At 65.4% G+C, this 25995-nt stretch carries 22 protein-coding genes, 1 tRNA gene and 1 pseudogene; 20 read left to right on the top strand and 4 right to left on the bottom strand.

The window, feature by feature from the left end; translation table 11 throughout:
- Window positions 1–56 precede the first annotated feature (56 nt).
- The 13 genes from ACTWQD_RS12225 (at window position 57) to ACTWQD_RS12165 (ending at window position 17361) form a co-directional block, all read left to right on the top strand.
- Complete coding sequence (locus ACTWQD_RS12225; protein ID WP_443196393.1) at window positions 57–1622, top strand: anthranilate synthase component I; 1566 nt, start codon at window positions 57–59, stop codon at window positions 1620–1622.
- Window positions 1619–2248 carry a Trp biosynthesis-associated membrane protein gene (locus tag ACTWQD_RS12220; RefSeq protein ID WP_443196392.1) on the top strand — a complete coding sequence of 210 codons (630 nt, stop codon included), beginning with the start codon at window positions 1619–1621 and terminating at the stop codon, window positions 2246–2248. The genes ACTWQD_RS12225 and ACTWQD_RS12220 overlap by 4 nt, the downstream gene beginning before the upstream one ends.
- Before the next feature lie 126 nt (window positions 2249–2374).
- The gene (locus ACTWQD_RS12215) at window positions 2375–2665 is read left to right on the top strand and encodes an HGxxPAAW family protein (RefSeq protein WP_443196391.1); all 291 of its coding nucleotides are present in this window, start codon (window positions 2375–2377) and stop codon (window positions 2663–2665) included.
- Window positions 2666–2667: 2 nt separating this feature from the next.
- Window positions 2668–3486 carry an indole-3-glycerol phosphate synthase TrpC gene (trpC, locus tag ACTWQD_RS12210; RefSeq protein WP_443196390.1) on the top strand — a complete coding sequence of 273 codons (819 nt, stop codon included), beginning with the start codon at window positions 2668–2670 and terminating at the stop codon, window positions 3484–3486.
- Between the two features lie 96 nt (window positions 3487–3582).
- Window positions 3583–4914 (top strand): tryptophan synthase subunit beta, encoded by a 1332-nt coding sequence (gene trpB, locus ACTWQD_RS12205; RefSeq protein WP_443196389.1) that lies wholly within the window; start codon window positions 3583–3585, stop codon window positions 4912–4914.
- Window positions 4915–4925: 11 nt separating this feature from the next.
- Window positions 4926–5744 (top strand): tryptophan synthase subunit alpha, encoded by an 819-nt coding sequence (trpA, locus tag ACTWQD_RS12200; protein WP_443196422.1) that lies wholly within the window; start codon window positions 4926–4928, stop codon window positions 5742–5744.
- Between the two features lie 5 nt (window positions 5745–5749).
- Window positions 5750–6991 (top strand): prolipoprotein diacylglyceryl transferase, encoded by a 1242-nt coding sequence (gene lgt, locus ACTWQD_RS12195; protein ID WP_443196388.1) that lies wholly within the window; start codon window positions 5750–5752, stop codon window positions 6989–6991.
- Window positions 6992–7256: 265 nt separating this feature from the next.
- Window positions 7257–11867 (top strand): glutamate synthase large subunit, encoded by a 4611-nt coding sequence (gene gltB, locus ACTWQD_RS12190; protein WP_443196387.1) that lies wholly within the window; start codon window positions 7257–7259, stop codon window positions 11865–11867.
- Window positions 11860–13317, top strand: coding sequence for a glutamate synthase subunit beta (locus ACTWQD_RS12185; RefSeq protein ID WP_443196386.1), 1458 nt, complete (start codon window positions 11860–11862; stop codon window positions 13315–13317). Before gltB ends, ACTWQD_RS12185 begins: the two co-directional genes overlap by 8 nt.
- A gap of 85 nt (window positions 13318–13402) precedes the next feature.
- Window positions 13403–14899: a pyruvate kinase gene (gene pyk, locus ACTWQD_RS12180; RefSeq protein ID WP_443196385.1), complete on the top strand. Its 1497-nt coding sequence runs from the start codon at window positions 13403–13405 to the stop codon at window positions 14897–14899.
- A gap of 192 nt (window positions 14900–15091) precedes the next feature.
- A complete protein-coding gene (locus ACTWQD_RS12175) occupies window positions 15092–16504 on the top strand; it encodes an MBL fold metallo-hydrolase (RefSeq protein ID WP_443196384.1) in 1413 nt (470 codons plus the stop codon).
- A gap of 105 nt (window positions 16505–16609) precedes the next feature.
- Window positions 16610–16978, top strand: a complete 369-nt coding sequence (locus tag ACTWQD_RS12170; RefSeq protein ID WP_443196383.1) for a YidH family protein — start codon at window positions 16610–16612, stop codon at window positions 16976–16978.
- Window positions 16978–17361, top strand: coding sequence for a DUF202 domain-containing protein (locus ACTWQD_RS12165; protein WP_443196382.1), 384 nt, complete (start codon window positions 16978–16980; stop codon window positions 17359–17361). Before ACTWQD_RS12170 ends, ACTWQD_RS12165 begins: the two co-directional genes overlap by 1 nt.
- A gap of 65 nt (window positions 17362–17426) precedes the next feature.
- On the opposite strand, the gene ACTWQD_RS12160 is transcribed toward ACTWQD_RS12165, so the two are convergent.
- Window positions 17427–18032 (bottom strand): ANTAR domain-containing response regulator, encoded by a 606-nt coding sequence (locus ACTWQD_RS12160; protein ID WP_056431565.1) that lies wholly within the window; start codon window positions 18030–18032, stop codon window positions 17427–17429.
- A 204-nt stretch (window positions 18033–18236) separates the two neighbouring features.
- On the opposite strand from ACTWQD_RS12160, the gene ACTWQD_RS12155 reads away from it, so the two are divergent.
- From ACTWQD_RS12155 to ACTWQD_RS12140, 4 genes and pseudogenes are all read left to right on the top strand, one after another.
- Window positions 18237–18318: transfer RNA gene (locus ACTWQD_RS12155), tRNA-Leu, on the top strand.
- Between the two features lie 87 nt (window positions 18319–18405).
- A complete protein-coding gene (locus ACTWQD_RS12150) occupies window positions 18406–18561 on the top strand; it encodes a hypothetical protein (protein WP_443196381.1) in 156 nt (51 codons plus the stop codon).
- Between the two features lie 21 nt (window positions 18562–18582).
- Window positions 18583–18765, top strand: coding sequence for a hypothetical protein (locus ACTWQD_RS12145; RefSeq protein ID WP_443196380.1), 183 nt, complete (start codon window positions 18583–18585; stop codon window positions 18763–18765).
- A gap of 9 nt (window positions 18766–18774) precedes the next feature.
- Window positions 18775–19461 (top strand): annotated as a pseudogene (locus ACTWQD_RS12140) (tyrosine-type recombinase/integrase); the annotation flags it as partial.
- Here ACTWQD_RS12140 and ACTWQD_RS12135 read toward each other — a convergent pair.
- The gene (locus ACTWQD_RS12135) at window positions 19386–20186 is read right to left on the bottom strand and encodes a DUF4192 family protein (RefSeq protein ID WP_443196379.1); all 801 of its coding nucleotides are present in this window, start codon (window positions 20184–20186) and stop codon (window positions 19386–19388) included. The pseudogene ACTWQD_RS12140 and the gene ACTWQD_RS12135 overlap by 76 nt on opposite strands.
- Before the next feature lie 957 nt (window positions 20187–21143).
- Here ACTWQD_RS12135 and ACTWQD_RS12130 point away from each other — a divergent pair.
- Together ACTWQD_RS12130 and ACTWQD_RS12125 are read left to right on the top strand one after the other, a co-directional pair.
- The gene (locus tag ACTWQD_RS12130) at window positions 21144–21905 is read left to right on the top strand and encodes a hypothetical protein (RefSeq protein ID WP_443196378.1); all 762 of its coding nucleotides are present in this window, start codon (window positions 21144–21146) and stop codon (window positions 21903–21905) included.
- Window positions 21906–21985: 80 nt separating this feature from the next.
- Window positions 21986–22423: a hypothetical protein gene (locus tag ACTWQD_RS12125; RefSeq protein ID WP_443196377.1), complete on the top strand. Its 438-nt coding sequence runs from the start codon at window positions 21986–21988 to the stop codon at window positions 22421–22423.
- 66 nt (window positions 22424–22489) lie between these two features.
- Here ACTWQD_RS12125 and ACTWQD_RS12120 read toward each other — a convergent pair whose 3' ends face one another.
- Together ACTWQD_RS12120 and ACTWQD_RS12115 are read right to left on the bottom strand one after the other, a co-directional pair.
- On the bottom strand, window positions 22490–23113 hold the full coding sequence (locus tag ACTWQD_RS12120) for a hypothetical protein (RefSeq protein WP_443196376.1): 624 nt from the start codon (window positions 23111–23113) through the stop codon (window positions 22490–22492).
- 191 nt (window positions 23114–23304) lie between these two features.
- Window positions 23305–23922: a hypothetical protein gene (locus ACTWQD_RS12115; protein WP_443196375.1), complete on the bottom strand. Its 618-nt coding sequence runs from the start codon at window positions 23920–23922 to the stop codon at window positions 23305–23307.
- Window positions 23923–24578: 656 nt separating this feature from the next.
- Between ACTWQD_RS12115 and ACTWQD_RS12110 the strand changes: the two genes are divergently transcribed.
- Window positions 24579–25541: a hypothetical protein gene (locus tag ACTWQD_RS12110; protein WP_443196374.1), complete on the top strand. Its 963-nt coding sequence runs from the start codon at window positions 24579–24581 to the stop codon at window positions 25539–25541.
- The last annotated feature ends 454 nt before the right edge of the window (window positions 25542–25995 follow it).

Raw genomic sequence — 25995 nt, 5'->3', positions numbered from 1 at the left:
CCGGCCCCAGCACACCACCACCAGGACCCACTGAAGAACAGGCGGAAACCACAGCCATGCAGGACCTTGGAATCATCAGCCCTGGCCTGGAGGAGTTCCGTGAACTCGCCGGCCACAGCCGTGTCATCCCCGTCCGGCTGAAGGTGCTCGCTGACGCCGAAACGCCGATCGGGCTGTACCGGAAGCTTGCCCAGGGCCAGCCCGGCACGTTCCTGATGGAATCCGCGGCCGTCGGCGGCTCCTGGTCCCGCTACTCCTTCATCGGTGCCCGTTCCCGGGCCACCCTCACGACCAAGGACGGCCAGGCGCACTGGCTCGGCGAACCGCCGGTGGGCGTCCCGCTCGGCGGCAGCCCCGTGGACGCGATCCGCGACACCGTCGAGGCCCTCCGCACCGACCGGTTTGACGGCCTGCCGCCGTTCACGTCCGGCCTGGTGGGGTTCTTGGGCTGGGAAACCGTCCGCCACTGGGAGAAGCTGACCATCCCGCCCGAGGACGATCTGGAGCTGCCCGAAATGGCGCTCAACCTTGTCACGGACATGGCGGTGCACGACAACATGGACGGCACCGTCCTGCTGATTGCCAACGCGATCAACTTCGACAACAGCTCAGAGCGGGTCGACGAGGCCTGGCACGACGCCGTCGCCCGGGTCAAGGCACTCCTTGCCAAGATCAGCGCCCCCGTCCAGCAGCCAGTCTCCGTGCTGGACCCCGCGGCCCTAGACTTCGCATCCAGCGTGCAGGAACGCTGGGACGAGAACGAGTACCTCGCCGCCCTGGACCGCGGCAAGGAAGCAATTGTCGACGGCGAGGTCTTCCAGGTGGTCATCTCCCGCCGCTTCGAGATGGAGTGCGGCGCGGACCCGCTGGACGTCTACCGGGTGCTCCGGAACACCAACCCCAGCCCCTACATGTACATCTTCAGCCTGGAGGATTCCGCCGGGCGGCAGTACTCGATCGTGGGATCCTCCCCGGAGGCGCTGGTGACCGTCACGGGCGAGGAAGTCATTACCCACCCGATCGCCGGGTCCCGGCCCCGCGGCAAGACCGTGGAAGCGGACAAGGCCCTGGCCGAGGAGCTCCTCGCCGACGAAAAGGAACGCGCCGAGCACCTGATGCTGGTGGACCTCTCCCGCAACGACCTCTCCAAGGTCTGTGTGGCCGGCTCCGTGGACGTCACCCAGTTCATGGAAGTCGAGCGCTTCAGCCACATCATGCACCTGGTCTCCACGGTGGTCGGCAAACTGGCGCCCACGGCGAAGGCCTACGACGTGCTGAAGGCGACCTTCCCGGCCGGAACACTCTCCGGCGCGCCCAAACCCCGAGCACTGCGCCTCCTCGACGAGCTGGAACCGCACCGCCGCGGCATCTACGGCGGGGTGGTGGGCTACCTCGACTTCGCCGGCGACATGGACATGGCCATCGCCATCCGCTCCGCGCTGCTGCGGGAAGGCCGCGCCTACGTGCAGGCCGGCGGCGGGATCGTGGCCGACTCGGTGAACGCCACCGAGGCGCTGGAAACCGTGAACAAGGCCGCCGCACCCATGCGCGCCGTCCACACGGCCCGGTCGCTGCGCAACATCACGGCGGACTCCATTTCCGACGCCGGGACCCAGCCGTGAGCGGCACCACCGTCAAAAGCACCAGCCCGGTGGTTCCGCGCTGGGCGCGGAAGTCCACGCTGGTCCTGGCCATCTCACTCCTGGCCCTGGCCGTCTTTGGCACCACCACCCAGACCTGGCTCATTGTCCACCTGGATCCAGCGCAGCTCGGCCAGGCCGTCAACAGCCAGGACGGCCTCCAGGTCCAGGGCAGCAAGGCCGCCACCACCGTGACGGCGCTTGCCCTGGTGGCCCTGGCCGGCGGACTGGCCGCATCGATCGCCGGACGGGTGGCCCGCTGGGTCATCACCGCCCTCATCCTGCTGGCCGCCGCCGGGATCGCCAGCGCCGCCGCCGTCGTCATCGCGGACCCGCTGGCCGCCGCGCAGGGCTCGATTGCCGCCGCCACGGGGATCACCGGCAGCAACGTGAGCGTGGACGTCACCGTCTTCCCCGCCCTCGCCGTCGCCGCCGGCTGCCTCCTGGGGCTCGGCGCCCTGCTGATCGTCCCCGCGGGCCGCTACTGGAAGTCCCGCACCAAGTACGACACCGCAGCAACGGCCGCCGGGGGGTCCGCCACACCCACCGGGCCGGCCGACGAGATCGACAGCTGGGACCGTTTGTCCCGGGGGGATGACCCCACCTGAGCCGATGCCGCCGGCACGGCTAACAGTGCGGCCCGTAACGCGGCTAACAGCACGGCCCGCAATGCGGCCAACAGCACGGTCAAAAAATGGCAGAATGTAAGCAGTATTCACCCTGAGGAGATTTCAATGAGCAACGCCCCTGTTTCCGCCCCCAAGCCCGCTGCCGGAACCGGCTACTCCTACGACGACATCGATCACAGCGAACCCACCGGCCACGGCAACAGCCCCGCCGCCTGGACCACCGTCTTCGTGATGCTCGCCGGCGCCCTCATTATGTCCATCGCCTTCGTCATCGCCAACACCCCGATCTTCATCGCCGGCGGCGCGGTCATGCTGCTCGGCCTGGTCATCGGGTTCGTCATGCGCAAGGCCGGCTACGGCGTTGGCGGCAGCAAGCTGAAGAACTCCGGCCACTGAGCGTGACTGTTCTCGATGACATCAATGCCGGTGTCAGGGAGGATATGGAGGCACGCCAGCGCCTCGTTTCGCTCGCGGAACTGAAGGAGCGTGCCGCGGCTGCCGCCCCGGCGCGCGATGCCTGGACCGCCCTGGGCGGCCCCTCCGCCGCGCGCGGCCAGCTCAAGGTCATTGCCGAGATCAAGCGGAGGAGCCCCTCCAAGGGCGATCTTGCCAGCATCGCGGATCCCGCCTCGCTCGCCGTCCAGTACGCCGACGGCGGCGCGGCGGCGATCAGCGTCCTGACCGAGCAGCGCCGCTTCAACGGCTCCCTCGCCGATTTCGACGCCGTCCGGGCCGCGGTGGACATTCCGCTGCTGCGCAAGGACTTCATGATCGACGAGTACCAGATCTGGGAGGCCCGGGCACACGGGGCCGACCTGATCCTGCTGATCGTGGCCTCCCTGTCCGACGCGCAACTGCGCGAGTACAGCGCCCTCAGCCGCGAACTTGGCATGAACGTGCTGGTCGAGACGCACACCGCCGAGGAAATCGAACGGGCTGTTGCCGCGGACGCGCGGATCATCGGGGTCAACGTCCGCAACCTCAAGACGCTCGACGTCGACCGGTCGGTCTTCGCCGACCTCGCCGGGGGCATTCCCGCCGGCGCGCTGGTCATCGCCGAATCCGGAGTGCGCGGCGTCGACGACGTCCGCCACTACGCGGCGAACGGCGCCGACGCGGTGCTGGTCGGCGAGGCGCTGGTCAGCGATGCGACCCCGCGGGAGCGCATCGCGGAGTTCATGGCCGCCGGAGCCCAAGAAATCGCCGCCCGTTCCTGATCCGCGCTCCGGCCCAGGCAGCGCCTGGCCGGACGCCGGCAGCGCAGCCGCGCGGCACCCAAGATCTAGTTAGCAGTGGAAATGGATGTGAGACTCATGGTCGATGCGCCAGCAACCGGCTCAGATGAAAGCGGCGTGGACGCCTTCCTGCAGGGCGGTGAATCCCTGCGGCACGCCCCCGGGCCGTACTTCGGCTCCTACGGCGGCCGATGGATGCCCGAGTCCCTCATCGCAGCCCTGGACGAACTTGAAGACACCTTCGAGAAGGCCAAGGCCGATCCCGACTTCACGGCGCAGATCGCGGAGCTGAACAAAAACTACTCCGGCCGGCCCTCACTGCTGACCGAGGCCAAGCGCTTCGCCGGGCACGCCGGCGGTGTGCGGATCTTCCTCAAGCGGGAGGACCTCAACCACACCGGGTCGCACAAGATCAACAACGTGCTGGGCCAGGCGCTCCTCGCCAAGCGCATGGGCAAGACCCGCGTGATCGCCGAGACGGGCGCCGGCCAGCACGGCGTCGCCAGCGCCACCGCCGCCGCCCTGCTCGGCCTGGAGTGCGTGGTCTACATGGGTGCCGAGGACTGCCGCCGGCAGGCGCTCAACGTGGCGCGCATGGAACTCCTCGGGGCCACGGTCATCCCCGTCACCAACGGCTCGCAGACCCTCAAGGACGCCATCAACGAGGCCCTCCGCGACTGGGTCGCCAACGTCGACAACACCCACTACCTGCTGGGCACCGCCGCCGGCGCGCACCCGTTCCCCGCCATGGTCCGCTACTTCCACGAAGTCATCGGCGAGGAGGCCCGCGCCCAGATCCTGGAGCAGACCGGCCGCCTGCCCGACGCCGTCTGCGCCTGCATCGGCGGCGGCTCCAACGCGATCGGCATCTTCCACGGCTTCCTCGACGATCCCTCGGTCCGGATCTACGGCTTCGAGGCCGGCGGCGACGGCGTCGACACCGGCCGCCACGCCGCCACCATCACGCTCGGGAAGCCCGGCGTGCTGCACGGCGCCCGCTCCTACCTGATGCAGGACGACGACGGCCAGACCGTCGAGTCGCACTCCATCTCGGCCGGCCTGGACTACCCGGGCGTCGGGCCGGAGCACTCCTACCTCGCCGACATCGGCCGGGTCAGCTACGAGCCCATCACCGACAGCGAAGCCATGGACGCGTTCCGGCTGCTGTGCCGCACCGAGGGCATCATTCCCGCCATCGAGTCCGCGCACGCCCTGGCCGGCGCCATCAAGGTGGGCCAGCGGCTTGCCGCCGAAGCTGAAAGCGCCGGAGGCACCGCGGCCGACAAGATCGTGATCGTGAATCTCTCCGGCCGCGGCGACAAGGACGTGGCCACCGCCGCGGAGTGGTTCGACCTGCTGGACAAGGATTCCCCCGAGCACGAAATCGCGAAAGAAGGCGAGCAGCTGTGAACGACGTCGACATGAACGCCGGAGGCAGCCTGGCCGCCACCAGCAAATCGGCCGCGGCCATTGACCGCGCCCGGGCCCTGGGCCGCGCGGCCCTGATCGGCTACCTGCCCGCCGGCTACCCCAGCGTCGAGGACACCATCGCCGCCGGCATCGCCCTCGCGGAGAACGGCGCCGACCTGATCGAGATCGGCATCCCGTACTCCGATCCGGTCATGGACGGCCAGGTCATCCAGGCCGCCACCACCGAGGCCCTCGCCAAGGGTTTCCACGTCCGCCAGGTGTTCGACGTCGTCCGCGGCATCACGAGCAAAACCGACGCCGCCGTACTGGTCATGACCTACTGGAACCCCGTGGTCCGGATGGGCGTGGACGAGTTTTCCCGCGAGCTGGCCGAGGCCGGGGGAGCGGGCCTGATCACCCCCGACCTGATCCCGGATGAAGCGTCCGAATGGATGGCAGCCTCGGACAAGTACGGCCTGGACCGGGTGTTCCTGGTGGCGCCGTCGTCCTCGCCGGAGCGCATGAAGCGCACTGTTGAGGCGAGCCGCGGCTTCGTCTACGCCGTCTCGATCATGGGCGTCACCGGCGCCCGCACGTCGGTCAGCTCCGCGGCCAAGGACGTGGTGGCCGCGGCCCACGCCGCCGGCGCCGACCGCGTCTGCGTCGGGCTGGGCGTGTCCAACGCGGCCCAGGTCCGGGAGATCGCCGCCTACGCCGACGGCGTGATCGTGGGCACCGCGCTGGTCGCGGCCATCGGCGACGGCGGCGTGGATGCCGTAGCGTCCTTGACCAAAGACCTCAGCACCGGCCTCACCAGGGAAGAAGCTTGAACCAGATGCAGTCAGTCCTCCACGCGGCGGCGATGATCCCCGCCAGCATTCCGAGCCCGGACTGGTCCGGCTTCGACATCCCGCTCCCGTGGGGGTCACTGCGGATCCACGCCTACGCCCTGTGCATCCTGCTCGGCATCATCGCCGGCCTGTGGCTGACGTCCGTGCGCTGGGCCAAGCGTGGCGCCCCGGAGGGCAGCGTCTGGGACATTGCCATCTGGGCGATCCCGTTCGGCATCATCGGCGGCCGTCTCTACCACGTGGTGTCCTCCCCGGATGCGTACTTCGGCCCGGGCTTTGACGGCACGGGGGACTTGTCCCTGATTCCGCAGCTCCAGCGCGGCGGGCTGGGCATCTGGGGCGCCGTGCTGCTGGGCGCCGTCGGCGCGTGGATCGGCTGCCGCAAGGCCGGCGTCAAGCTCAGCGCGTTCCTCGACGCCGCCGCCCCCGGGCTGCTGCTGGCCCAGGCGATCGGCCGCTGGGGCAACTACTTCAACCAGGAACTGTTCGGCGGGCCCACCACCCTTCCCTGGGGCCTGCAGATCGACGCCGACAACCCCAACTTCCCGGTCGGCACCGCCGCGGACACGCTGTTCCACCCGACGTTCCTCTACGAATCCCTGTGGAACCTCGCCGGCGTCGGCATCCTGCTGCTGCTGGACCGCAAATTTAACTTCCGCCGCGGCCGCCTGTTCTGCCTTTACGCGGTGTACTACACGCTGGGCCGGGTCTGGATCGAAGTGATGCGGATCGACGACGCCGAGCAGATCAACCTGTTCGGCATCACCACCCGGCTGAACGTCTGGACCAGCATCTTCGTCCTGCTGGGCGCCCTGGCCGCCTTTATCATCCTGGGGCTGCGCAAGCGCGACGAACCGGACACGGTGTACCTGCCCGGCCGCGAACCAGCCGGAGAGCCGGCAGCCGCGGAAGGCACGGAAGATGCAGCTTCGTCCACGGAGGGCAAGAAAACAGAGGGCAAGGAAACCGCCGCCGTTCCGGCCACGGTTCCCCCCACGGTTCCCGCTTCCGGTACCAGTGTCCGCCATGTGGATTCCGGTGTCTCAGATAGTGAATCGCGTGGTAATCTCCCTGATAACCAAAGCGGTCCCGGCCGCGCTTCCGCCCCGGCAGAAGCGTCAAAGGAATCCACCGGCGGCACCACCCCCGCCGCTGGGGCGCCCGCGGCCGGAGCATCCGGCCAGCAGGCCACCGGAACCGCGCCGGACGCTGAGGGCACCAAGTAGCCTCAGCCCCGGCACACCGGGCCGCGGAGTTACCCCTCGCAGAGTCCGTCTCCACAGCGTCGTGGCAGCAGGGAAGGCAGCGGACAGCAGACAGCTGGTGTTCGTGCAAGCCCAGGCCGGCGGCCGCGTAACTGTTAGTGCAGGACGCGGCACTGACCTACAATTCGAATAAGAAAAACACTTTGTTGTGCCCGTCACACCGGCGCACCGATGCGGGCCAACGTTGTCCCTCCCATACGCACGATCAGGAGGAAGGACGTCTCCCATGACCCAAACCCTGCACAGCCCCAGTTGGTCCGAGCCGGAACAGGCCGCCATCTCACCTTTCAAGCGTTTCGCGGCGCTTCCCGAAGCGGCCGGGCTCTACAACCCGGAGCAGGAAAAGGACGCCTGCGGCCTCGCAATCATCGCCACGCTGCGGGGCGAGCCGGGCTACGACATCGTGGACGCCGCGCTGACCGCACTGCGCAACCTCGAACACCGCGGTGCCGTGGGCGCCGATGAAGGCACCGGCGACGGCGCCGGGCTGCTGATGCAGATCCCGGATGAGTTCTTCCGGGCCGTCACCGACTTCGAACTCCCCGCGCCCGGCCAGTTCGTGGTGGGCACGGCGTTCCTCCCGTCCGAGCAGCGCGAGTCCGATGCGGCGAAAGCCGGCATCGAGGGACTCGCCGCGGACGAGGGCCTCACGGTCCTCGGCTGGCGCGAAGTGCCGGTGGTGGCCGACCTCGTCGGCGCCATGGCCCGGGCCTGCATGCCGTATTTCTCCCAGCCGTTCTTTGCCTCCAGCACCGGGGAAGTGCTGGAGCGCAACGAACTGGACTCCCGCGCCTGGCGCATCCGGAAGCGCGCCCAGAACAAGTTCGGCGTGTACTTCCCGTCGCTGTCCTCCCGGACCATCGTCTACAAGGGCATGCTGACCACGGCCCAGCTTGAACCGTTCTACCCGGACCTCTCGGACAAGCGCTTCAAGACGAAGCTCGCGATCGTGCACTCGCGCTTCTCCACCAACACCTTCCCGTCCTGGCCGCTGGCCCAGCCGTTCCGGACCATCGCCCACAACGGCGAAATCAACACCGTCAAGGGCAACCGCAACTGGATGCGGGCCCGGCAGTCGCAGCTGGCCAACCCGCTGCTGGGGGACTCCCCGGAGGAGCTGTACCCGATCTGCACGCCCGGCGCCTCCGACTCGGCGTCCTTCGACGAAGTGGCGGAACTTCTCTGGCTCTCCGGCCGGCCCATCACACACTCGATCATGATGATGATCCCCGAGGCCTGGGAAAACCACGCCACCATGGATCCGGCCCGCCGCGCGTTCTACGAGTACCACTCGCTGCTGATGGAGCCGTGGGACGGCCCCGCCGCCGTGTCCTTCACCGACGGCAGCCTGGTGGGCGCAACCCTGGACCGCAACGGCCTGCGCCCCGGCCGCTACTGGATCACCGAGGACGGCCTGGTGGTCTTCGCCTCCGAGGTGGGCGTGATCGACGTCGAACCCTCCAAGGTGGTCAAAAAGGGCCGCGTCTCGCCCGGCAAGATGTTCCTGGTGGACACCGAAGCCGGCCGCATCATCGACGACGCCGAGGTCAAGGCCGAAGTGGCGGCGGCCAACCCGTGGGCCGACTGGGTCAAGGAAAACCTGATCGACCTGAAGAACCTGCCCGAGCGCGAACACGTGGTGCACACGGCAGCCTCGGTCAACATCCGCCAGCGCACCTTCGGCTACACCACCGAGGAACTGAAGATCCTGCTCGGCCCCATGGCCCGCACCGGCGCCGAACCCCTCGGCGCGATGGGCTCGGACACTCCCGTGGCCGTGCTCTCCAAGCGCCCCCGGCTGCTCTTCGACTATTTCGTGCAGTCCTTCGCGCAGGTCACCAACCCGCCGCTGGACGCCATCCGTGAGGAACTGGTCACTTCGCTGACCTGCGCCATCGGCCCCAACGGCAACCTGCTGGACACCAAGCAGGTCCGCCAGCCGCAGGTTTCCCTGCCGTTCCCCGTGATCAACAACGACCAGCTCGCCAAGATCGCCAACATCGAGACCGCCGACGGCGACAAGGTCGCCATGAAGGTCCGCGGCCTGTACCGGCCCGAGGGCGGCGAGAACGCGCTCCGCGCCCGGCTCACCGAGATCTGCGAGCAGGTCTCCGGCGCCATCAACCGCGGCGTGCAGTACGTGGTGCTCTCCGACCGCGACTCCAACGCCCAGTGGGCGCCGATTCCGTCGCTGCTGCTGGTCAGCGCCGTGCACCACCACCTGCTGCGCAGCGCCAACCGCACCAAGACCGCCCTCGTGGTGGAGGCCGGCGACGTCCGCGAGACGCACCACGTGGCTGTGCTGATCGGCTACGGTGCCTCCGCGGTGAACCCGTACCTGGCCATGGAGTCCGTGGAGCAGCTCATCTCCAGCGGTGACGTCGTCGGGGTCACCCCGCAGGACGGCGTCTACAACCTGATCAAGGGCCTCGGCAAGGGCGTCCTGAAGATCATGTCCAAGATGGGCATCTCCACCGTGGCCTCCTACACGGGCGCGCAGACCTTCGAGGCCCTGGGCCTCGGCCAGGACCTCGTGGACGAGTACTTCGCCGGCACGCACTCCCAGCTCGGCGGCGTCGGCCTGGACGTCATCGCGGCCGAGGTCGCGGCGCGGCACCGGATGGCGTACCCGGAGAACGGCATCGAACTGCCGCACCAGCCGCTGCTGGGCGGCGGCGAGTACCAGTGGCGCCGCGACGGCGAGCCGCACCTGTTCAACCCGGAGACGGTGTTCCGGCTGCAGCACGCCACGCGTGAGCGCCGCTACGACATCTTCAAGTCCTACACCCGCGGCGTGGACGACCAGTCTCAGAACCTCATGACCCTGCGCGGGCTCCTGAAGTTCAAGGCCGGGCTGCGCCCCCCGGTGCCGCTCGAGGAAGTGGAGCCCGTCTCCAGCATCGTCAAGCGGTTCTCCACCGGCGCCATGAGCTACGGCTCCATCTCGCAGGAGGCGCACGAGACCCTCGCGATCGCCATGAACCGGCTGGGCGGCAAGTCCAACACCGGCGAAGGCGGCGAGGACGTGGACCGGCTCCTCGATCCCGAGCGCCGTTCCGCGGTCAAGCAGATCGCGTCCGGCCGGTTCGGCGTCACCAGCCTCTACCTGACCAACGCCGACGACATCCAGATCAAGATGGCGCAGGGCGCCAAGCCCGGCGAGGGCGGCCAGCTGATGGCGCAGAAGGTCTACCCCTGGGTGGCCCGGACGCGGCACTCGACACCCGGCGTCGGGCTCATCTCCCCGCCCCCGCACCACGACATCTACTCGATCGAGGACCTCGCGCAGCTGATCTATGACGCCAAGCGGGCCAACCCCTCGGCCCGGGTGCACGTCAAGCTCGTCTCCGAGGTGGGGATCGGCACCGTGGCCGCCGGCGTCACGAAGGCCAAGGCCGACGTCGTCCTCGTTTCCGGGCACGACGGCGGCACCGGCGCCTCGCCGCTGAACTCGCTCAAGCATGCCGGTGTGCCGTGGGAGCTGGGTCTCGCCGAGACGCAGCAGACCCTCATGCTCAACGGTCTGCGTGACCGTGTGGTGGTGCAGGTGGACGGCCAGCTCAAGACCGGCCGCGACGTGGTGATCGCCGCGCTGCTGGGCGGCGAGGAGTTCGGCTTCGCCACCGCCCCGCTGGTGGTCTCCGGCTGCATCATGATGCGCGTCTGCCACCTGGATACCTGCCCGGTGGGCGTCGCGACGCAGAACCCCGAGCTGCGCTCCCGCTTCAACGGCAAGCCTGAATTCGTGGTCAACTTCTTCGAGTTCCTCGCCGAGGAAGTCCGGGAGATCCTGGCCGAACTGGGCTTCCGGAGCATCGAGGAAGCGATCGGCCACGCCGAAATGCTCGACACCCGTGAGGCGATCAACCACTGGAAGGCCGAGGGGCTGGACCTGGACCCGATCCTGCACGGCCTCGAGTTCGACGACGACGCGCCACTGCGCAACCTCACCGGACAGAACCACGAGCTGGACAAGCACTTCGACCAGCGCCTCATGACCATGGCCGCGGAAGCCCTGAGTGACCGCAGCCCGGTCAAGATCGCCGTCGACGTCATCAACACGGACCGTTCCGTCGGCACCATGCTGGGCCACAGGGTCACCAAGACCTTCGGCACGGACGTGCTGGCGCCCGACACCATCGACATCACGTTGACCGGCACCGCCGGGCAGTCGCTGGGGGCCTTCCTTCCGGCAGGCATCACGCTGCGGATGTTCGGTGACTCGAACGACTACGTCGGCAAGGGCCTCTCCGGCGGCCGCATCATCGTCCGCCCGGACCGCACCAACGTGTTCCCGGCGGAACGCAACGTGATCGCCGGAAACGTGATCGGCTACGGCGCCACGAGCGGCGAGATGTTCCTGCGCGGCCAGGTCGGAGAACGCTTCCTGGTCCGCAACTCCGGGGCCACCGCGGTGGTCGAGGGCATCGGCGACCACGGCTGCGAGTACATGACCGGCGGCCAGACGCTCATCATCGGGCGGACCGGCCGCAACTTCGGCGCCGGCATGTCCGGGGGCACGGCCTACGTGCTGGACCTGCAGACCGAGCGCGTCAACAAGCAGGCCCTCGAAGCCGGGGAGCTGCAGCTGCGCGAACTCGACGCCGAGGACCGCGAAATTGTCCATGGACTGCTGGTGAAGCACTCCGAGGAGACCGAGTCGCTGCTCGCGGCCCGGTTGCTGGAGAACTTCGACGACACCGCAGCCCGCATCACGAAGGTGCTGCCGCGCGACTACGCGGCCGTCCTGCAAACCCGTCTTGACGCCATCGAAGAGGGCCTGGACCCCGACGGCGAAGAAGTTTGGTCTCGAATCCTGGAGGTGACCGGTGGCTGATCCACGCGGATTTCTGAAAGTACGTCAGCGCGAAACCCAGCCCCGCCGCCCCGTCCCGGTCCGCATCATGGACTGGAAGGAAGTCTACGAGGCGCAGGAAAAGGGTGTCCTGAAGGCCCAGGCGGGCCGCTGCATGGACTGCGGTGTGCCGTTCTGCCACCAGGGCTGCCCGCTGGGCAACCTCATCCCGGAGTGGAATGACCTCATGTGGCGGGACAAGGGCGAGGAGGCGATGGAGCGGCTGCACGCCACCAACAACTTCCCCGAATTCACCGGCCGGCTCTGCCCGGCCCCGTGCGAGGCGTCCTGCGTGCTGGGCATCAACCAGCCCGCCGTGACCATCAAGCAGGTCGAGGTCTCGATCGTGGACCAGGCGTTCGAGAACGGCTGGGTCAACCCGCTGCCGCCGGCGCGCCTCACCGGCAAGACGGTCGCCGTCGTCGGGTCCGGTCCCGCCGGGCTTGCCGTCGCCCAGCAGCTGACCCGCGTGGGCCACACCGTCGCCGTTTACGAACGCGATGACAAGATCGGCGGCCTCCTGCGCTACGGCATCCCCGACTTCAAGATGGAAAAGGAGCAGGTGGACCGCCGCCTGGAGCAGATGAAGGCCGAGGGCACCCGCTTCCGGACCGGCGTCGCCGTGGGCACGGACGTGACCTGGGAGCAGCTGCGCCGCCGTTACGACGCCGTGGTGGTGGCCACCGGCGCCACCGTCCCGCGCGACCTGCCCATCCCGGGCCGTGAGCTCGAGGGCGTGCACTTCGCCATGGACTACCTCGTCCCGGCCAACCGCGTGGTGGCGGGGGAGACGGTGGAGAACCAGATCAACGCCGCCGGCAAGCACGTGGTGATCCTCGGCGGCGGCGACACTGGCGCCGACTGCCTCGGCACCGCGCACCGGCACCAGGCCGCCTCGGTCACCACCCTGGCCATCGGCAAGCAGCCGCCGGCGGAGCGTGCCAGCCACCAGCCGTGGCCGACGTTCCCCACCCTGTTCGAGGTGGCCAGCGCCCACGAGGAGGGCGGCGAACGCACCTACCTCGCCTCCACCGTGGAGTTCGTCGGCGAGAACGGCAAGCTCACCGGCGTGAAGGTGGCCGAGACCGAATTCGTCGACGGCAAGCGCCTGCCCAAGGCCGGCACCGAACGGATCATCCCGGCCGACCTGGTGTTCCTGTCCCTGGGCTTCACCGGCCCCGAAGCCGCGGGCATCACGGAGCAGGTCAACGCGGAGTTCGACGGCCGCGGCAACGTGGCCCGCGACGGCTACTACATGACCAACACCGAAGGCGTCTTCGTGGCCGGGGATGCGGGCCGCGGCCAGTCGCTGATCGTCTGGGCCATCGCGGAAGGGCGCGCCTGCGCAGCGGCGGTGGACAAGTTCCTGATGGGCAGCACCATCCTGCCGGCGCCGGTGGCACCGACCGACCGGGCCATGGCCGTCCTCTAGGCGGTGCCGGCCTGCGGCCAGCCCCCGGCGGCAGTTACATTCCGCCAACAACTTCATCCATGCAATCGACTACTAGGGTAGGTATATGAGACGCGCGAAAATAGTGGCCACTTTCGGACCGGCGATTGCGAGCTTTGAGAACACGCTCGCAGTGATCGACGCCGGCGTTGATGTGGCCCGCATGAACATGAGCCACGGCGACTACTCCGTGCACGACAACACCTACGAGAACGTCCGCAAGGCGGCGGGTCAGCTTGGCAAGGCCGTTGCCATCATGGCGGACCTCCAGGGCCCCAAGATCCGCCTCGGCCGTTTCGTGGACGGGCCGCACCTGCTGGCCGTCGGCGACACGTTCACCATCACCACCGAGGACGTCCCGGGCACCAAGGACATCTGCTCCACCACGCTCAAGAGCCTCACCGAGGACGTCAACCCGGGCGACGCGCTGTTGATCGACGACGGCAAGGTGGCCCTCCGCGCCCTCGAGGTCGACGACGTCAAGGTGGTCGCCCAGGTGATTGTTGGCGGTTACGTGTCGAACAACAAGGGCATCAACCTGCCCGGCGTGGCCGTCAACGTGCCGGCGCTGAGCGAAAAGGATGAGGACGACCTCCGCTGGGCCATGCGCCGCGGCGTGGACATGGTGGCCCTGTCCTTCGTCCGCGACGCCTCGGACATCACCCGCGTCCACGAGATCATGGACGAGGAAGGCCGCCGCGTGCCGGTGATCGCCAAGATCGAAAAGCCGCAGGCCGTGGACCAGCTCCCGGAGATCATTGACGCGTTCGACGCCATCATGGTGGCCCGCGGTGACCTCGGCGTGGAACTGCCCCTGGAGGAAGTGCCGATCGTGCAGAAGCGCGCCGTCGAGCTGGCCCGCCGTTGGGCCAAGCCCGTCATCGTGGCCACCCAGGTCCTGGAATCCATGATCGACAACCCGCGCCCCACCCGCGCCGAGGCCTCCGACTGCGCCAACGCCGTGCTCGACGGCGCCGACGCAGTGATGCTCTCCGGCGAGACCAGCGTGGGCAAGTTCCCGATCGAAACCGTCAAGACCATGGCCCGGATCATTGAATCCACCGAGGTCCACGGCCTGGAGCGCGTCCCCCCGCTGGGCACCAAGCCCAAGACCCGCGGCGGTGCGATCACCCGTGCCGCCGTCGAAATCGCCGACCAGCTGGACGCCAAGTACATCTGTGCGTTCACGCAGTCCGGAGACTCCGCGCGGCGCCTGTCGCGGCTGCGCCCGGTCCGCCCGGTGTTCGCGTTCACCCCGGTGGAGCACGTCTGGAACCAGCTGGCGCTCACCTGGGGCATCCAGCCGGTTCTGGTGCCCATGGTGGGCCACACCGATGAAATGACGGCGCAGGTCGACCGCAGCCTGCTGAACCTGGACGTCGTGGACGACGGCGACATGGTGGTCATTGCCGCCGGTTCGCCTCCCGGAAAAGCCGGGTCCACGAACATGCTGAAGGTCCACAAGGTGGGCGACCTTACGGACGCCGGAGTCGGCGAAGCCGAGGTAGCCAAGGACAAGCTCGGCCCCTGGCCGGAAAAGAAGAAAAAGAACACCAAGTTCTAGTTCCGCAGGTTCAAAGAACAGGGAGGGTTCTCCGCCCGTGCTCAGCACGACGGCGGGGGACCCTCCCCTTTTTTGTGCCCCGTCGGGGGATACCCGGAAGGGTAACCGGACCTACTTGCAAGATACCCCCGGGGGTATTATTGTTGTGAGTAGTCAACCGGGGTTTCCCCGCCGCTTTGCGAAGGAGAGCACATGCTTCTGGAACGTATTTATGATGAGGATCTTGCCCAGGCCAGCTACCTGATCGGCTGCCAGGCCAAGGGTGAAGCCGTGGTGGTGGACGGCCGCCGCGATATTGCCGTGTACCAGGAACTGGCGGCGAAGAACGGCATGAAGATCGTGGCCGTGACCGAGACCCACATCCACGCCGATTACCTCTCCGGGACCCGTGAGCTGGCCGCGGCGACTGGTGCGAAGATTTATGTCTCCGGTGAGGGCGGGCCGGACTGGCAGTACGGGTTCGAGGGGGAGCGGTTGTTCGACGGTGACACGATCACCCTGGGCAACATCACCATCAAGGCCCTGCACACCCCCGGGCACACCCCGGAACACCTGGCGTTCCTGGTGACGGACGGTGCGTTCAGTGACCAGGCCGGGTACCTGCTCTCGGGGGACTTTGTGTTCTCGGGGGATCTGGGCCGCCCGGACCTGCTGGATGAGGCCGCCGGCGGGGTCGACACCCGGTTCGTGGGGGCGAAGCAGCTGTTCGCGAGCCTGCGGGATAAGTTCCTGGCCCTGCCTGATTATGTCCAGGTCCATCCGGCCCACGGCGCCGGCAGCGCCTGCGGGAAAGCCCTCGGGGCGATCCCGTCCTCCACGGTCGGCTACGAGCGGCTCTACGCCTGGTGGGGCCCCTACCTGGCCGCGGACGATGAGCAGGGTTTCATCGATGAACTCCTGGACGGCCAGCCCGACGCGCACGCCTACTTCGGGCGGATGAAGCGGGAAAACCGGGAAGGCCCGGCCGTGATGGGGGAGCGCGCACCCCTGCAGGAACTGGACCGCGAGGCGGTCGCGAAGGACCTGGCAGCGGACACGGTCACGTTCATCGACACCCGTTCGAACGATGCGGTCCACGAGGGCACCGTGACCGGGGCGTTGAATGTTCCGGCCGGGAAGTCCGTGGCGAGCTTCGGCGCCTGGGTGGTGAACCCGGAAACCGATCCGAATCCGCTGGTGCTGCTGGCCCCGGACCAGGAAGCCGCGCAGGAGATGTGGGATCACCTGGTCCGCGTCGGCATCGACAAGGTCGCCGGGTACGTCACCGGGATCGAGGGCCTGCCGGTCAGTGTCCCGAAGCTCATCGCCCCCGAAGAGCTCGAGGGCTTTGACGCCGCGATGGTCCTGGACGTGCGGAACAAGACCGAGCACAAGGCCGGGCACATCCCGGGCTCGTACCAGCTCAGCGGCGGCCGCGTGATGTGGCACCTGGACGAACTCCCCGCCCAGGGCACTATCGTGTCCTACTGCCAGAGCGGGGTGCGGAACTCCGTCGCGGCCAGCGCACTGCGCCGGGCCGGGTACGACGTCGTCGAACTCGACGGCAGCTACGCGGCCTGGAACGCACAGCAGCAGCAGGCACCGGCAACCGTCTCCGCCCGCTAACCCCACCACTGACCCACCCCACACCGCTGGCGGCGGCCCCCACCAGGGCCGCCGCCAGCGTCTTGTCCCTCACCTTCTGCTCCAGCACGGCAACCAGAAAGAGCCATGACAGAGACCTCGAAACGATTTCCCGCCGCTCTCTATTCGCAGGGGGCCGATCCGGACGCCCGGTTCAGCCTCGCGAATGAACGCACGTTCCTGGCCTGGATCCGGACGTCGCTGGCACTGATTGCCAGCGGCATCGCCCTGGAGGCGCTGGGGCTGAACCTGCAGGGCGGGTTCCGCCTTGCAGCGTCCATGGTCCTCATCGTCGCCGGCATTGCCGCGCCGTTGCAGGCCTGGTTCGGCTGGGTGAAGACCGAGCGGGCGCTGCGCCTCGACACGCCGCTGCCGGCCGCGCGGCTTACGCTGCCGATCGGTGCCGCGGTGTCCGTCGCCGGGATCCTGGTCTTCCTCGGCGTCGTCCTCGCCTGATGTCCGGCGGTACTGAAGTGGCAGCCAGCCGGAGCGACCGGCCTTTCGACGCCGGCCTGTGGGTGGAGCGCACAGCGCTGGCGTGGCGCAGGACGGCGCTGGCAGTCGCCGTCGGGTCCCTGGCAGCGCTCCGCATCCTGCCCGAAATCTTAGGTTCGTGGGCGTTCATTCCGACGGCGCTCGGCGCCGGCGTGGCCATAGTGGCGCTCGGCCTGACGCACCGGCGCTACCGCCGCATCCACACGATCCTCACCCGATCGGAGAGCGAGCAGGTGGCGTTGAGCGGGGGAGCGTTGCCGGCGCTCATGGCCGTGGTCACCGTCGCCGGCGGAGTGCTGGCCTTGGTGGCCGCGGTGCAGCTGGGCGGGCGCCTCGCCCTCTAGCAGTTAAAACGAAGGGGTCCGGAGGGCCGCGGCTGCGGCCTTCCGGACCCCTTCGTTGCTATGTCCTAGTTGACCTGGTTGATGATGGTCTCGGCAACCTCGCGCATGCTGAGGCGGCGGTCCATCGAGGTCTTCTGGATCCAGCGGAAAGCCTCCGGCTCCGTGAGGCCCATCTTGGTGGTCAGGAGGCTCTTGGCGCGCTCCACGAGCTTGCGGGTGGCGAACTGTTCCTGCAGGTCGGTGACTTCGCTCTCGAGCGCCTTGATTTCCTCGTGGCGGGAGAGGGCGATTTCCAGGGCCGGGATGAGATCCGCGGGGGTGAAGGGCTTCACCACGTAGGCCATGGCGCCGGCATCGCGGGCCCGCTCGACCAGTTCCTTCTGGCTAAAGGCGGTGAGGAGCACCACGGGGGCAATCCGGGCCTTGACGATCTTTTCGGCGGCGGAGATGCCGTCCATCACGGGCATTTTGACGTCCATGAGAACCAGGTCGGGCTTCAGTTCTTCGGCGAGCTGCACGGCCTTTTCGCCGTTGTCCGCTTCGCCGACGACGTCGTAGCCTTCGCCCCGCAGGATCTCGATGATGTCGAGCCGGATGAGGGTCTCGTCCTCGGCAACCACCACGCGGCGCGCCGGCGTGGTGGTGGGGTTTGACTCCGTCTGTTCTGACACGGGAACTCCTTGGAAAGGTACGGCGGGAACTAGACCATCTTAGATTGTCGCCGCTGCTGTACTGGACCGGTTTGGTTCGATGCGGCGTCACTGGCGCGATTCTGGGATTCAGCCTATCTGCATGTAGAGTAATTTCGCGCACTGGAAGCGATCGCGTTGCTCACAGCACTGTGGCGGGCCGATTATGACACCGGTGTACTCCGCGCCCGAGTGGCGGAATTGGCAGACGCGCCGCACTCAAAATGCGGTATCGAAAGGTGTGTGGGTTCGAGTCCCACCTCGGGCACAGTGCTTCCGCAGGTCAGTGGCTTCTTAAGGTGCTGAGTGTGGACAAAAGTACTAAAAGTGTCGACAGCGGCGTAGCATTTTTCCTATGGCCAGCATTCGAAGGCGCACTAAAAAGGACGGTTCGATGTCCTTTATGGTCTGCTTGCGGGACCCGGCCAACCGCCAGGAACAAGGCATCACGCTTCCGACGGAATCCGAAGCGATCACACTGAAGCGCCTCCTTGACGCCAACAACCAATAGTTTGAGATCGCCCGGCATGCGATGCTCGCGAACCAGACCAAAGCGCCCACCGTCGCGGCCGTGATCCAAGAGCACATCGACCTTCTGGTCCGGCCATCTGTTGGCACGGTGCACACATATCAGACAATGCTGAAGCTGCACATAGCTGACGTCATCGGGCACATTCCCGTGGACAAGCTTGACTACCGGCACCTGACGTATTAGATCAAGGAGATGCAGACCAAGGGCCGGTCCGCTAAGACCATCAAGAACAACCATGGCCTCATCTTCTCGGCGATAGAGACGGCCGTCCGGCTCGGCTACCGGAAGGATAATCCTTGCCGAGGCGTGCAGCTCCCCTCAGGCGAAAAGCCAGAGGATGAGGCCAGGTTCCTGACTCACGCTGAATTCGGCCTGATTCTGGAGGGCATGGGGGAGCGGTACAAGGTGTTCACTGAATTCTTGGTCATGACGGGAACGCGGTTCGGCGAAGCGACTGCGGTGACTGTGGCGGACGTGGACCTGATGTCGAAGCCGGCAACGATGCGAACTAACAAGGCATGGAAACGCGGTACGGATTCCGAGTATTACGTTGGAGCGACCAAGACAGGCGCCGGTAAGAGGACAGTTTCGCTGAATCCCCATTTGGTGGAAGTTCTGATTCCACTGGTGGCCAGCCGCTCTGGCTCGGAACTATTGTTCACCACTCCCAAAGGGGAACGCATTGTGCACAAGCTTTATTGGCACCACTATTGGGTGCCGGCCGTGGAAGCCGCCCAGGCCCGCGGCCTGAAGAAGTCACCCCGGATCCACGATCTGCGCCATACGCACGCGTCTTGGCTGATTCAGGATGGCGTATCGCTGTTCACGATCTCCCGGCGACTCGGGCACGCATCTACGCGAACGACTGAGCTGGTGTATGGCCACTTGATGCCGCAGGCGCTGCAGGATGCCGCCGACGCCGTCGAGCGTTCCGTGGTGGGGAACTGGAGGCCCGCGATCAGGCTGATGATTCGCTCGTCGGTCGGGAAGGATTTCGCGTCGAGCATTTCTGTCCACAGCGTCCGGGCCCGGTCCATGGCGTCTCGGACGTTCAGGCTCTGCAGTGATTTCACGCAACTTTCGACGGCGTCCGCGGTCTGGGTCTCTTTGGTCGAGGCCGGCAAGGTGATGCGGTTGGTTGGGGCGATGGTGCTGCCGCGGTAGACGAACTCGGCGTTGATTTGGCTTGACTGCGTCAACGTTAGGGGCTGCGATGGTCCGACCTCGGGATCGCCGTCGTATTGCGAGACTACGTCATCTCCTACGAGGAGTCCGTCGCGGATGGTCATTCCCCGCTCGGCAAGGGCCCCTGTCAGTGCCGCGATGGTTGCCGCGTGAGGCCGGGTATGTCCGGACTCGGCGGGAAGCGATGTGTATAGCGCGAAGACAACGCTGGCGGCTTTAGCGTCATGGGCTAAGTATCCGGCGATGGTTTGTGCGTAGCTGATTTCTGCTCCCGGCTTCGGCAGGTCAACGCGCAGGGTGGCCCCGACGTGGTTGTCGACGAGGGTGATGCAGACGAGGCTTTCGCGGGGCCAAAACCCCAGGGTGTGTCCAATGAAACTGAGAGCGTCTGCAGGTGTTTTGATCGTGAGTGGTTCCATGGCCTTTCCCCTTTATCGACTGGCAGGCACCGGTCGTGCTTGTCAGATTTCGGCGTCGTTCTGATATGGGAGTCACCGCTGGGTATGAGGGGCCGGGGTGCAACTTGGGGAACGGGGCACGGTCCAAGTTTTCGCGAGGAGATGAGCGACGGAGGAGCGCCGAACGAATTCTTCGACTGCGCTCGGCGCATCGCGCTCTGGTTGCGCGGAGGGCCCGTCCAGCGATGATGGGGGATCAGAATGACAAACAGCGAAAATGCTTCTGGTCATTCATGGAGGTTTTTCGGCGGCGCGGCATGACGCCGATAAGCTCTGGCCCAGTTCGTCGCTTGCTCATCTTGTTCGGTCGGGGACCGGGCAAGCTAAACCGCGGTCTTAAGACCCCGGGTTGCCACAACTTCAGCATGTCCAGCACTTCCATTGGAAGTACTCGCGCCATGATAATCTCATTCGCGCCCACTTAGAGGGGGAATCGAGTCTGATCGGGACCCATGTGAGTGCGAGCCCGGGGAGAGTGGCCACGGTTGATCTTTGACATGGCCATCGCCATGGCCGCCCTGCTGGCCTGCTGGCCTCCAACGATGTCCGGTACACCGGCCGGACAGTGTTCATCGCCGAACTGGGTCTGGACGGCAGACTACGACCGGTCCGCGGCGTCCTGGGCTCCTGCCGGACCTCGGTGACGTCGAGGCCATGGATGTGACGGCCATCCATTCGTTCTGTGCGCTGACGTTAGCGTCACTCCAGCTCGTGCGCGGGCCCCCTACGAGAACCCGCACCACACCGCCACTGCCGCGGCCACCATCGGAGAGGCTCAGGGCTGCCGAGGCGTGGGCCCGCATCCCGGGCCGCCGCGGAGTGATGTTCCTCGACGTGGCGTCAAATTTCGGACACGCCACGCCTGTGGCAAGTCCGCCCTGCTATTGGCTGGCAGTGGTCTTTGGCAGACTTGCTTCCATGACTGATGAGCAACTCGCCGAGCTGGTGCGGGCCATCCAAGACAATGGGCCGAGCATTACGGACTGGATAGGGGCACTTGCGTCCCTTCTGACGTTCCTGATCGCTGCTGCCGCGCTCTGGATTGCATGGGGCCAACTACAAGAGGCCTCTTCAGCCCGTCAACAGACGAAGAAGCTAGAGCGTGAAAAGTCGCAGCCGTACGTCGTCGCCTTCCTGGAAGAGAGCGCTGTGGGCTCTCACATTCTTGACCTCGTAGTACGGAATTATGGACAGACCGCAGGCCGGAACATCCGTCTGTCATTTGAACCCGCGCTCAACCGGACGGACGGTAACGGCGGCGAAGAAGATGTCATTCTTCCCGACCTAATCTCGTTCTTGGCTCCAGGCCAGGAGTGGCGGACGCTCTTTGACGTCACTACGGAACGAGCTCACAGGGAAGACCTGCCGCTGCTTTACAAGGGCGTTGTCACTTATGACGGAATCGATGGTGAGAAACAGACGAGCGACGTCTTCATTGACTTGCATCCCTCTAAGGCCCGGATCTTCCCAGAGATCCTTGGTGTGCACCACGCGGCGAAAGCACTCCAGGACATCAGCAAGAACCAGAAGCAATGGAGCGAGTCGCCGCGGGGAATCAAAGTCTATTCACGGGACGGTGATGCCAAAGACGCAAGAGTAGTCGAAGCAGCTCAGCGGTGGAAAGCGCGGCGCGAAGCCGAACGAGCTACTGAAGCCCAGGATAAACCCGCGGAGGGATAGAAGGATGGCGCATGAAAGCACACAATCCGGACGGCTACCACTCTGTCAGAAGCATCACAGGGGTTGGGTAGCGTTGGTACATGCGCGCCATAGAGCTTGAAGCCAGAGTAATTACCGCTGTAGATCAGATCCGTGCGCGTCAACCCGTGGAGCACGACCTGATCGAATGTAAGCGAAGCTGGCCGCAAGAAATGAAGGCTCGGCAGCTGGCCGGCAGCCTGAATCGGGCGGGAGGCGATCCAGTGCTGTACATCATTGGCATCGACGAGAAAACAGGTGAGATCCACGACGTATCTGGCACCGACATCCTCGACTGGTGGTCACAGATCATTCCCCAGTTCGACCACACGCCGCCAGAACTCGTACGACATCTGAATGTGCAGGTGTGCGAAGCTGGTGAACACGTGGTGGCTGTTGCCGTTGCTTCTGACCGTGCCCCGTATGTCGTCAAAACTGGAAGCGCGAATCCAAGCCTTGAGGCGCCGATGCGTGAAGGAACCGATACAAGACCCAAATAGCCCGGCCGGCTCCAGGATTACCTACCAGGCGTTTACTACTCACCCGTAGCGGGCTGGCTTATCTGCTTAGGCTGGTTCTAGATCTCCGTTCACATAGACCTTCCACGTTCTGTTTTCTGCGTCTTGAAACCTAGCCCAGGCCTTGTCCACAACCCTTCGAGGCCTCTCCAGATGCAGAGACTGGCCCCCTGCAATCACTTGTTGCAGGGCCTGACCCATTTGTTGCCCCTTGTGATCGAAGCACATGAGTAAGACGTTCTTTATGGGCGACGAGCTGGAATTGATCAGTTCTAGGACAACATAATTGGTGTGCTGCTTTGAATCCGCAGTGACTAGCGAGACTTGTACGGCCTGCGCCCTTGCAGCCTTATCTTCGGCTCGCTTGTTTTCCTCAGCCTGCCGCCGCCGGTCCTCTGCCTGACGATTCTTCTCGTCCACCTGGTGCCTGTAGGTAAAGGCAGCAATCAAGAGAGCACCGGCGGTGAGTACGGCTCCAACAGCCGTTCCTATGGCGCTAATCCAGTCGGTGAGCTTGATACCTTCGACAGTTGTGGGCTCTGGAAGTACAGGTGGCAGATGTAGACGAATTGCCTCGTTCTCCGCGTGACTCACCCAAACAATGGATATGACGATCACAGTGAGCAGGCCAACGAGCGTTGCGGTTCTGTGGTCTATTTTGAATCCTCTCATTTACTGCTGGCCTACGAACTTCGAGTCAGCCGTCCAGCTTTCGCTTGACTTCGTAGATGAGCATTCGTAGGCCATGGGCACTGTGTTGTCGTACAAAGGCTCGGCGGTGTATGAGCCATCGATTGTGTAGCTGCCGTCAGACATGAAGGTGCAGGCCGCTCCGGAGGTTTGGTCAAAATCCGCAGACATACTCAGTCTTTGGTCTCGACATCGTCTAACTGGGCGATAGCCCGAGCAGCTGATTTCACGAGTCTCTTGGTTGGGTTGTTCGCGCCAGCCGCTTCGTATCCGTCGCTCGTCATCTTGTCGGCTTCAGTGGAGAGGATTTTGACGAGCTTACGCTGTAACTCGATCTCATCAAGTTTCAGATTGGAGTCCGCCCGCTGAACGCGACTCTCATTCCAATCGTTCTTTACATCGATGATTTTTGGCATGAGCTTCACGACAGCGGCGACCGCCGCAGTGGACGCAGTGATGACGGCTAAAATCTCCAACGGGCTGCTGAGGGAAACTCTTTCAATGACGACGCCCTTGAGAAGCTCGGCGTGCTCAGTCTGAGCTGATCTCCTATCACTCACCAACCTGCCTGATTTGCTGTAATAGATTGTGTGACGAGAGCTGGAGAGAGGCAGCATCGATTTGTCCGCCAGCAACAGCGTTAGCAACGCCTCTATGTCTTGGAAACGCCGGCGCAACTGGGGAAGTGTGTAGTCGCGGGAGAGGAAGCGTAGTTTCAGCTCCAGCCGGTGATCTGTTGCCGTCCGTTCCATCACTGCGGTATTGCCCATGCCGCCGCTGGATTCCGTCATTTTTGCTCCCCTGATTAGACCGTTCGCTGGCCTACAGCCTACGGGTGCGTGGTCTTTAGCCGCGCAAATGGCGCGCCCATGGCGGTTAGTGGCGAGACACATAAACTGGGTTGACCGCAGCGTCACCAATCTCTTCCGCGAGGTCGGTGCTCAGCCTTAACCATCGACGTTTTTCTTGGGATAGCGGGATCTGTGGTGGCGAAGGGCACGTCGAGGACGGGGCGACAAGCTCACGGGCTCGAGGCTAATGGTCCTGGTGCTTGAACAACGGCTGTCGGCATGGCATTGCCATCGCTGGCGTGCGAACTCGTCTTGGTGGGCGCCGCGGGAGACGAATCGCTGGATGACAGCGTGGGGCTAATAGCGGGCATCTCATGAAACGCTATCGTCGGAATTCTGCAAGGAGGCTGCCGGCTCCGTGCCAAGGAATGGAATGTCGCGCGCCCAGTCTCAGCAACGGTTGGTTCCGGTGCGGCGCTGGAGGCCCCGTAGCCGCTGTTGCCATGGTCATGTGCGTGCCTGCCGAACAGGTCAGCGAGTGTGAAGGAGGTGTATGGGCCCCCGTCACACGAGGGCCTTTGCAGTGCGTAGATGAAGATGTTCGTAGCGCTGACGGACCATGAATGAGACTCACAGTATGGTCAACATCGTGATGAATGAAGGTCGGATCCACGCGAGGGCTGCTGATTGGCTACGAAGCCATCGGGGACGTCGACGGTGACGTGTTCTTGGCCAGTCCGTTTCTTTCGTTTGACGTCTGTAACCGTTTGGCGCGAGCCGCCGCGCCATCTGATTCCAGCTGGCAGCTCTTCACGTGCCTTGGTCCGAGCGCAGTTGCCAACGGCTACCTGTCAATCGACGGTTTGAGGGAACTCAAGCAAAGCGGCGTCACCCTCAGCCATGTTGAACGGCTGCACGCTAAGACGTTCATTGTTGGAAGTCGTAGCTTCCTTGGATCGGCGAACTTGACCGGCGCCGGTCTGGGCAGCTCCAAGGCTGCCAACGTGGAGCTGGGGGTTGATCTGGCAGGAGCTCAGGTCGAAGGTGTCAGGAAAGCCATGGGCAAGTGGGTCAGCCGCGACGTCGAGGACGAGGATGTCGAGAAGCTGCTCATTCAGGCGCAGCAGCTGACGAGGGCAGACGCCTCCGCTTCCGATGACTTGGACAGTGAGTCTGCTCTGGTTCTTGTGGAGCAGCTTCTGCTGGATGCGCGTGATACGAGCAGAACACTGTGGCTGAAGTCCGAGTACGGTGCGCCGGCGCTGGATCCGTGGCGCCGTGATTGGTTCTTCGGCAGGCCCGCGAAGGGTCGACCAAGCATCAAGACCGGAGACTTGGTTGTAATTTGCGCCCAGACCCGTGACTGCTACGCGGTCGTAGAAGTGACCTCCGAAGCGGAGCTCCTGCCTGATGATTACCGTGAGGCAAGGGGTGACGAAGCCGATCGTTGCCCATGGGTCAGCCGCACCGTGCCGCGCTTTGTGCCGGATGAATTGCTGGAGCTCAAGGCCCACGAACTGGTCCGCAGCACAGGCGGTCTTCAGAACGGCCACATGAGACTGAGGTTCGACCAGTTCACAAACACGGTTCGCTCCCTTGCCAGGCTTGTCACTGAATAGGGCCGGTATCTCAGCGGCTGATGCGTCGGTCCGAGGTCACCGGTAGTCACTTCATCACCGTGAAACGGAAATCTTGCGGTTAGACGGGGCAGCGAATGCGGTCAACGGATGATGCATATGCCTTGCTGCGGCATAGGGGACGGCCCTCGCGCTGAAAGCCACGGGCCCCGTAGTGCGGTGTCTGTTGGGGGCCGTCCCGGTTCTAGGAGCCTGCTCTTCATATCGGAGCGAAGTCGCCACGCAAGACACACCTGCCCTGTCCGGACGGCCGTTCAAGCAGCTTGGTTGGGAGGCGCCTAATGGGGCAAAAGTGAGGGTGTGCACAATGTGCACACCCTGGGCTTTGGGATCGGGTCGTATGTCGGCCGGACTGGGCCGGATTGCGGAGGTGTTCGGGGGAGTGGCGGATATTCAAGGGCTGGAACCCGGTTCGAGTCCCACCTCGGGCACAGTG

The organism is Pseudarthrobacter sp. 1C304 (assembly GCF_052245515.1).
In the GTDB taxonomy this organism is placed as follows: domain Bacteria; phylum Actinomycetota; class Actinomycetes; order Actinomycetales; family Micrococcaceae; genus Arthrobacter.
This window is presented reverse-complemented; position numbering and strand designations above follow the sequence as displayed.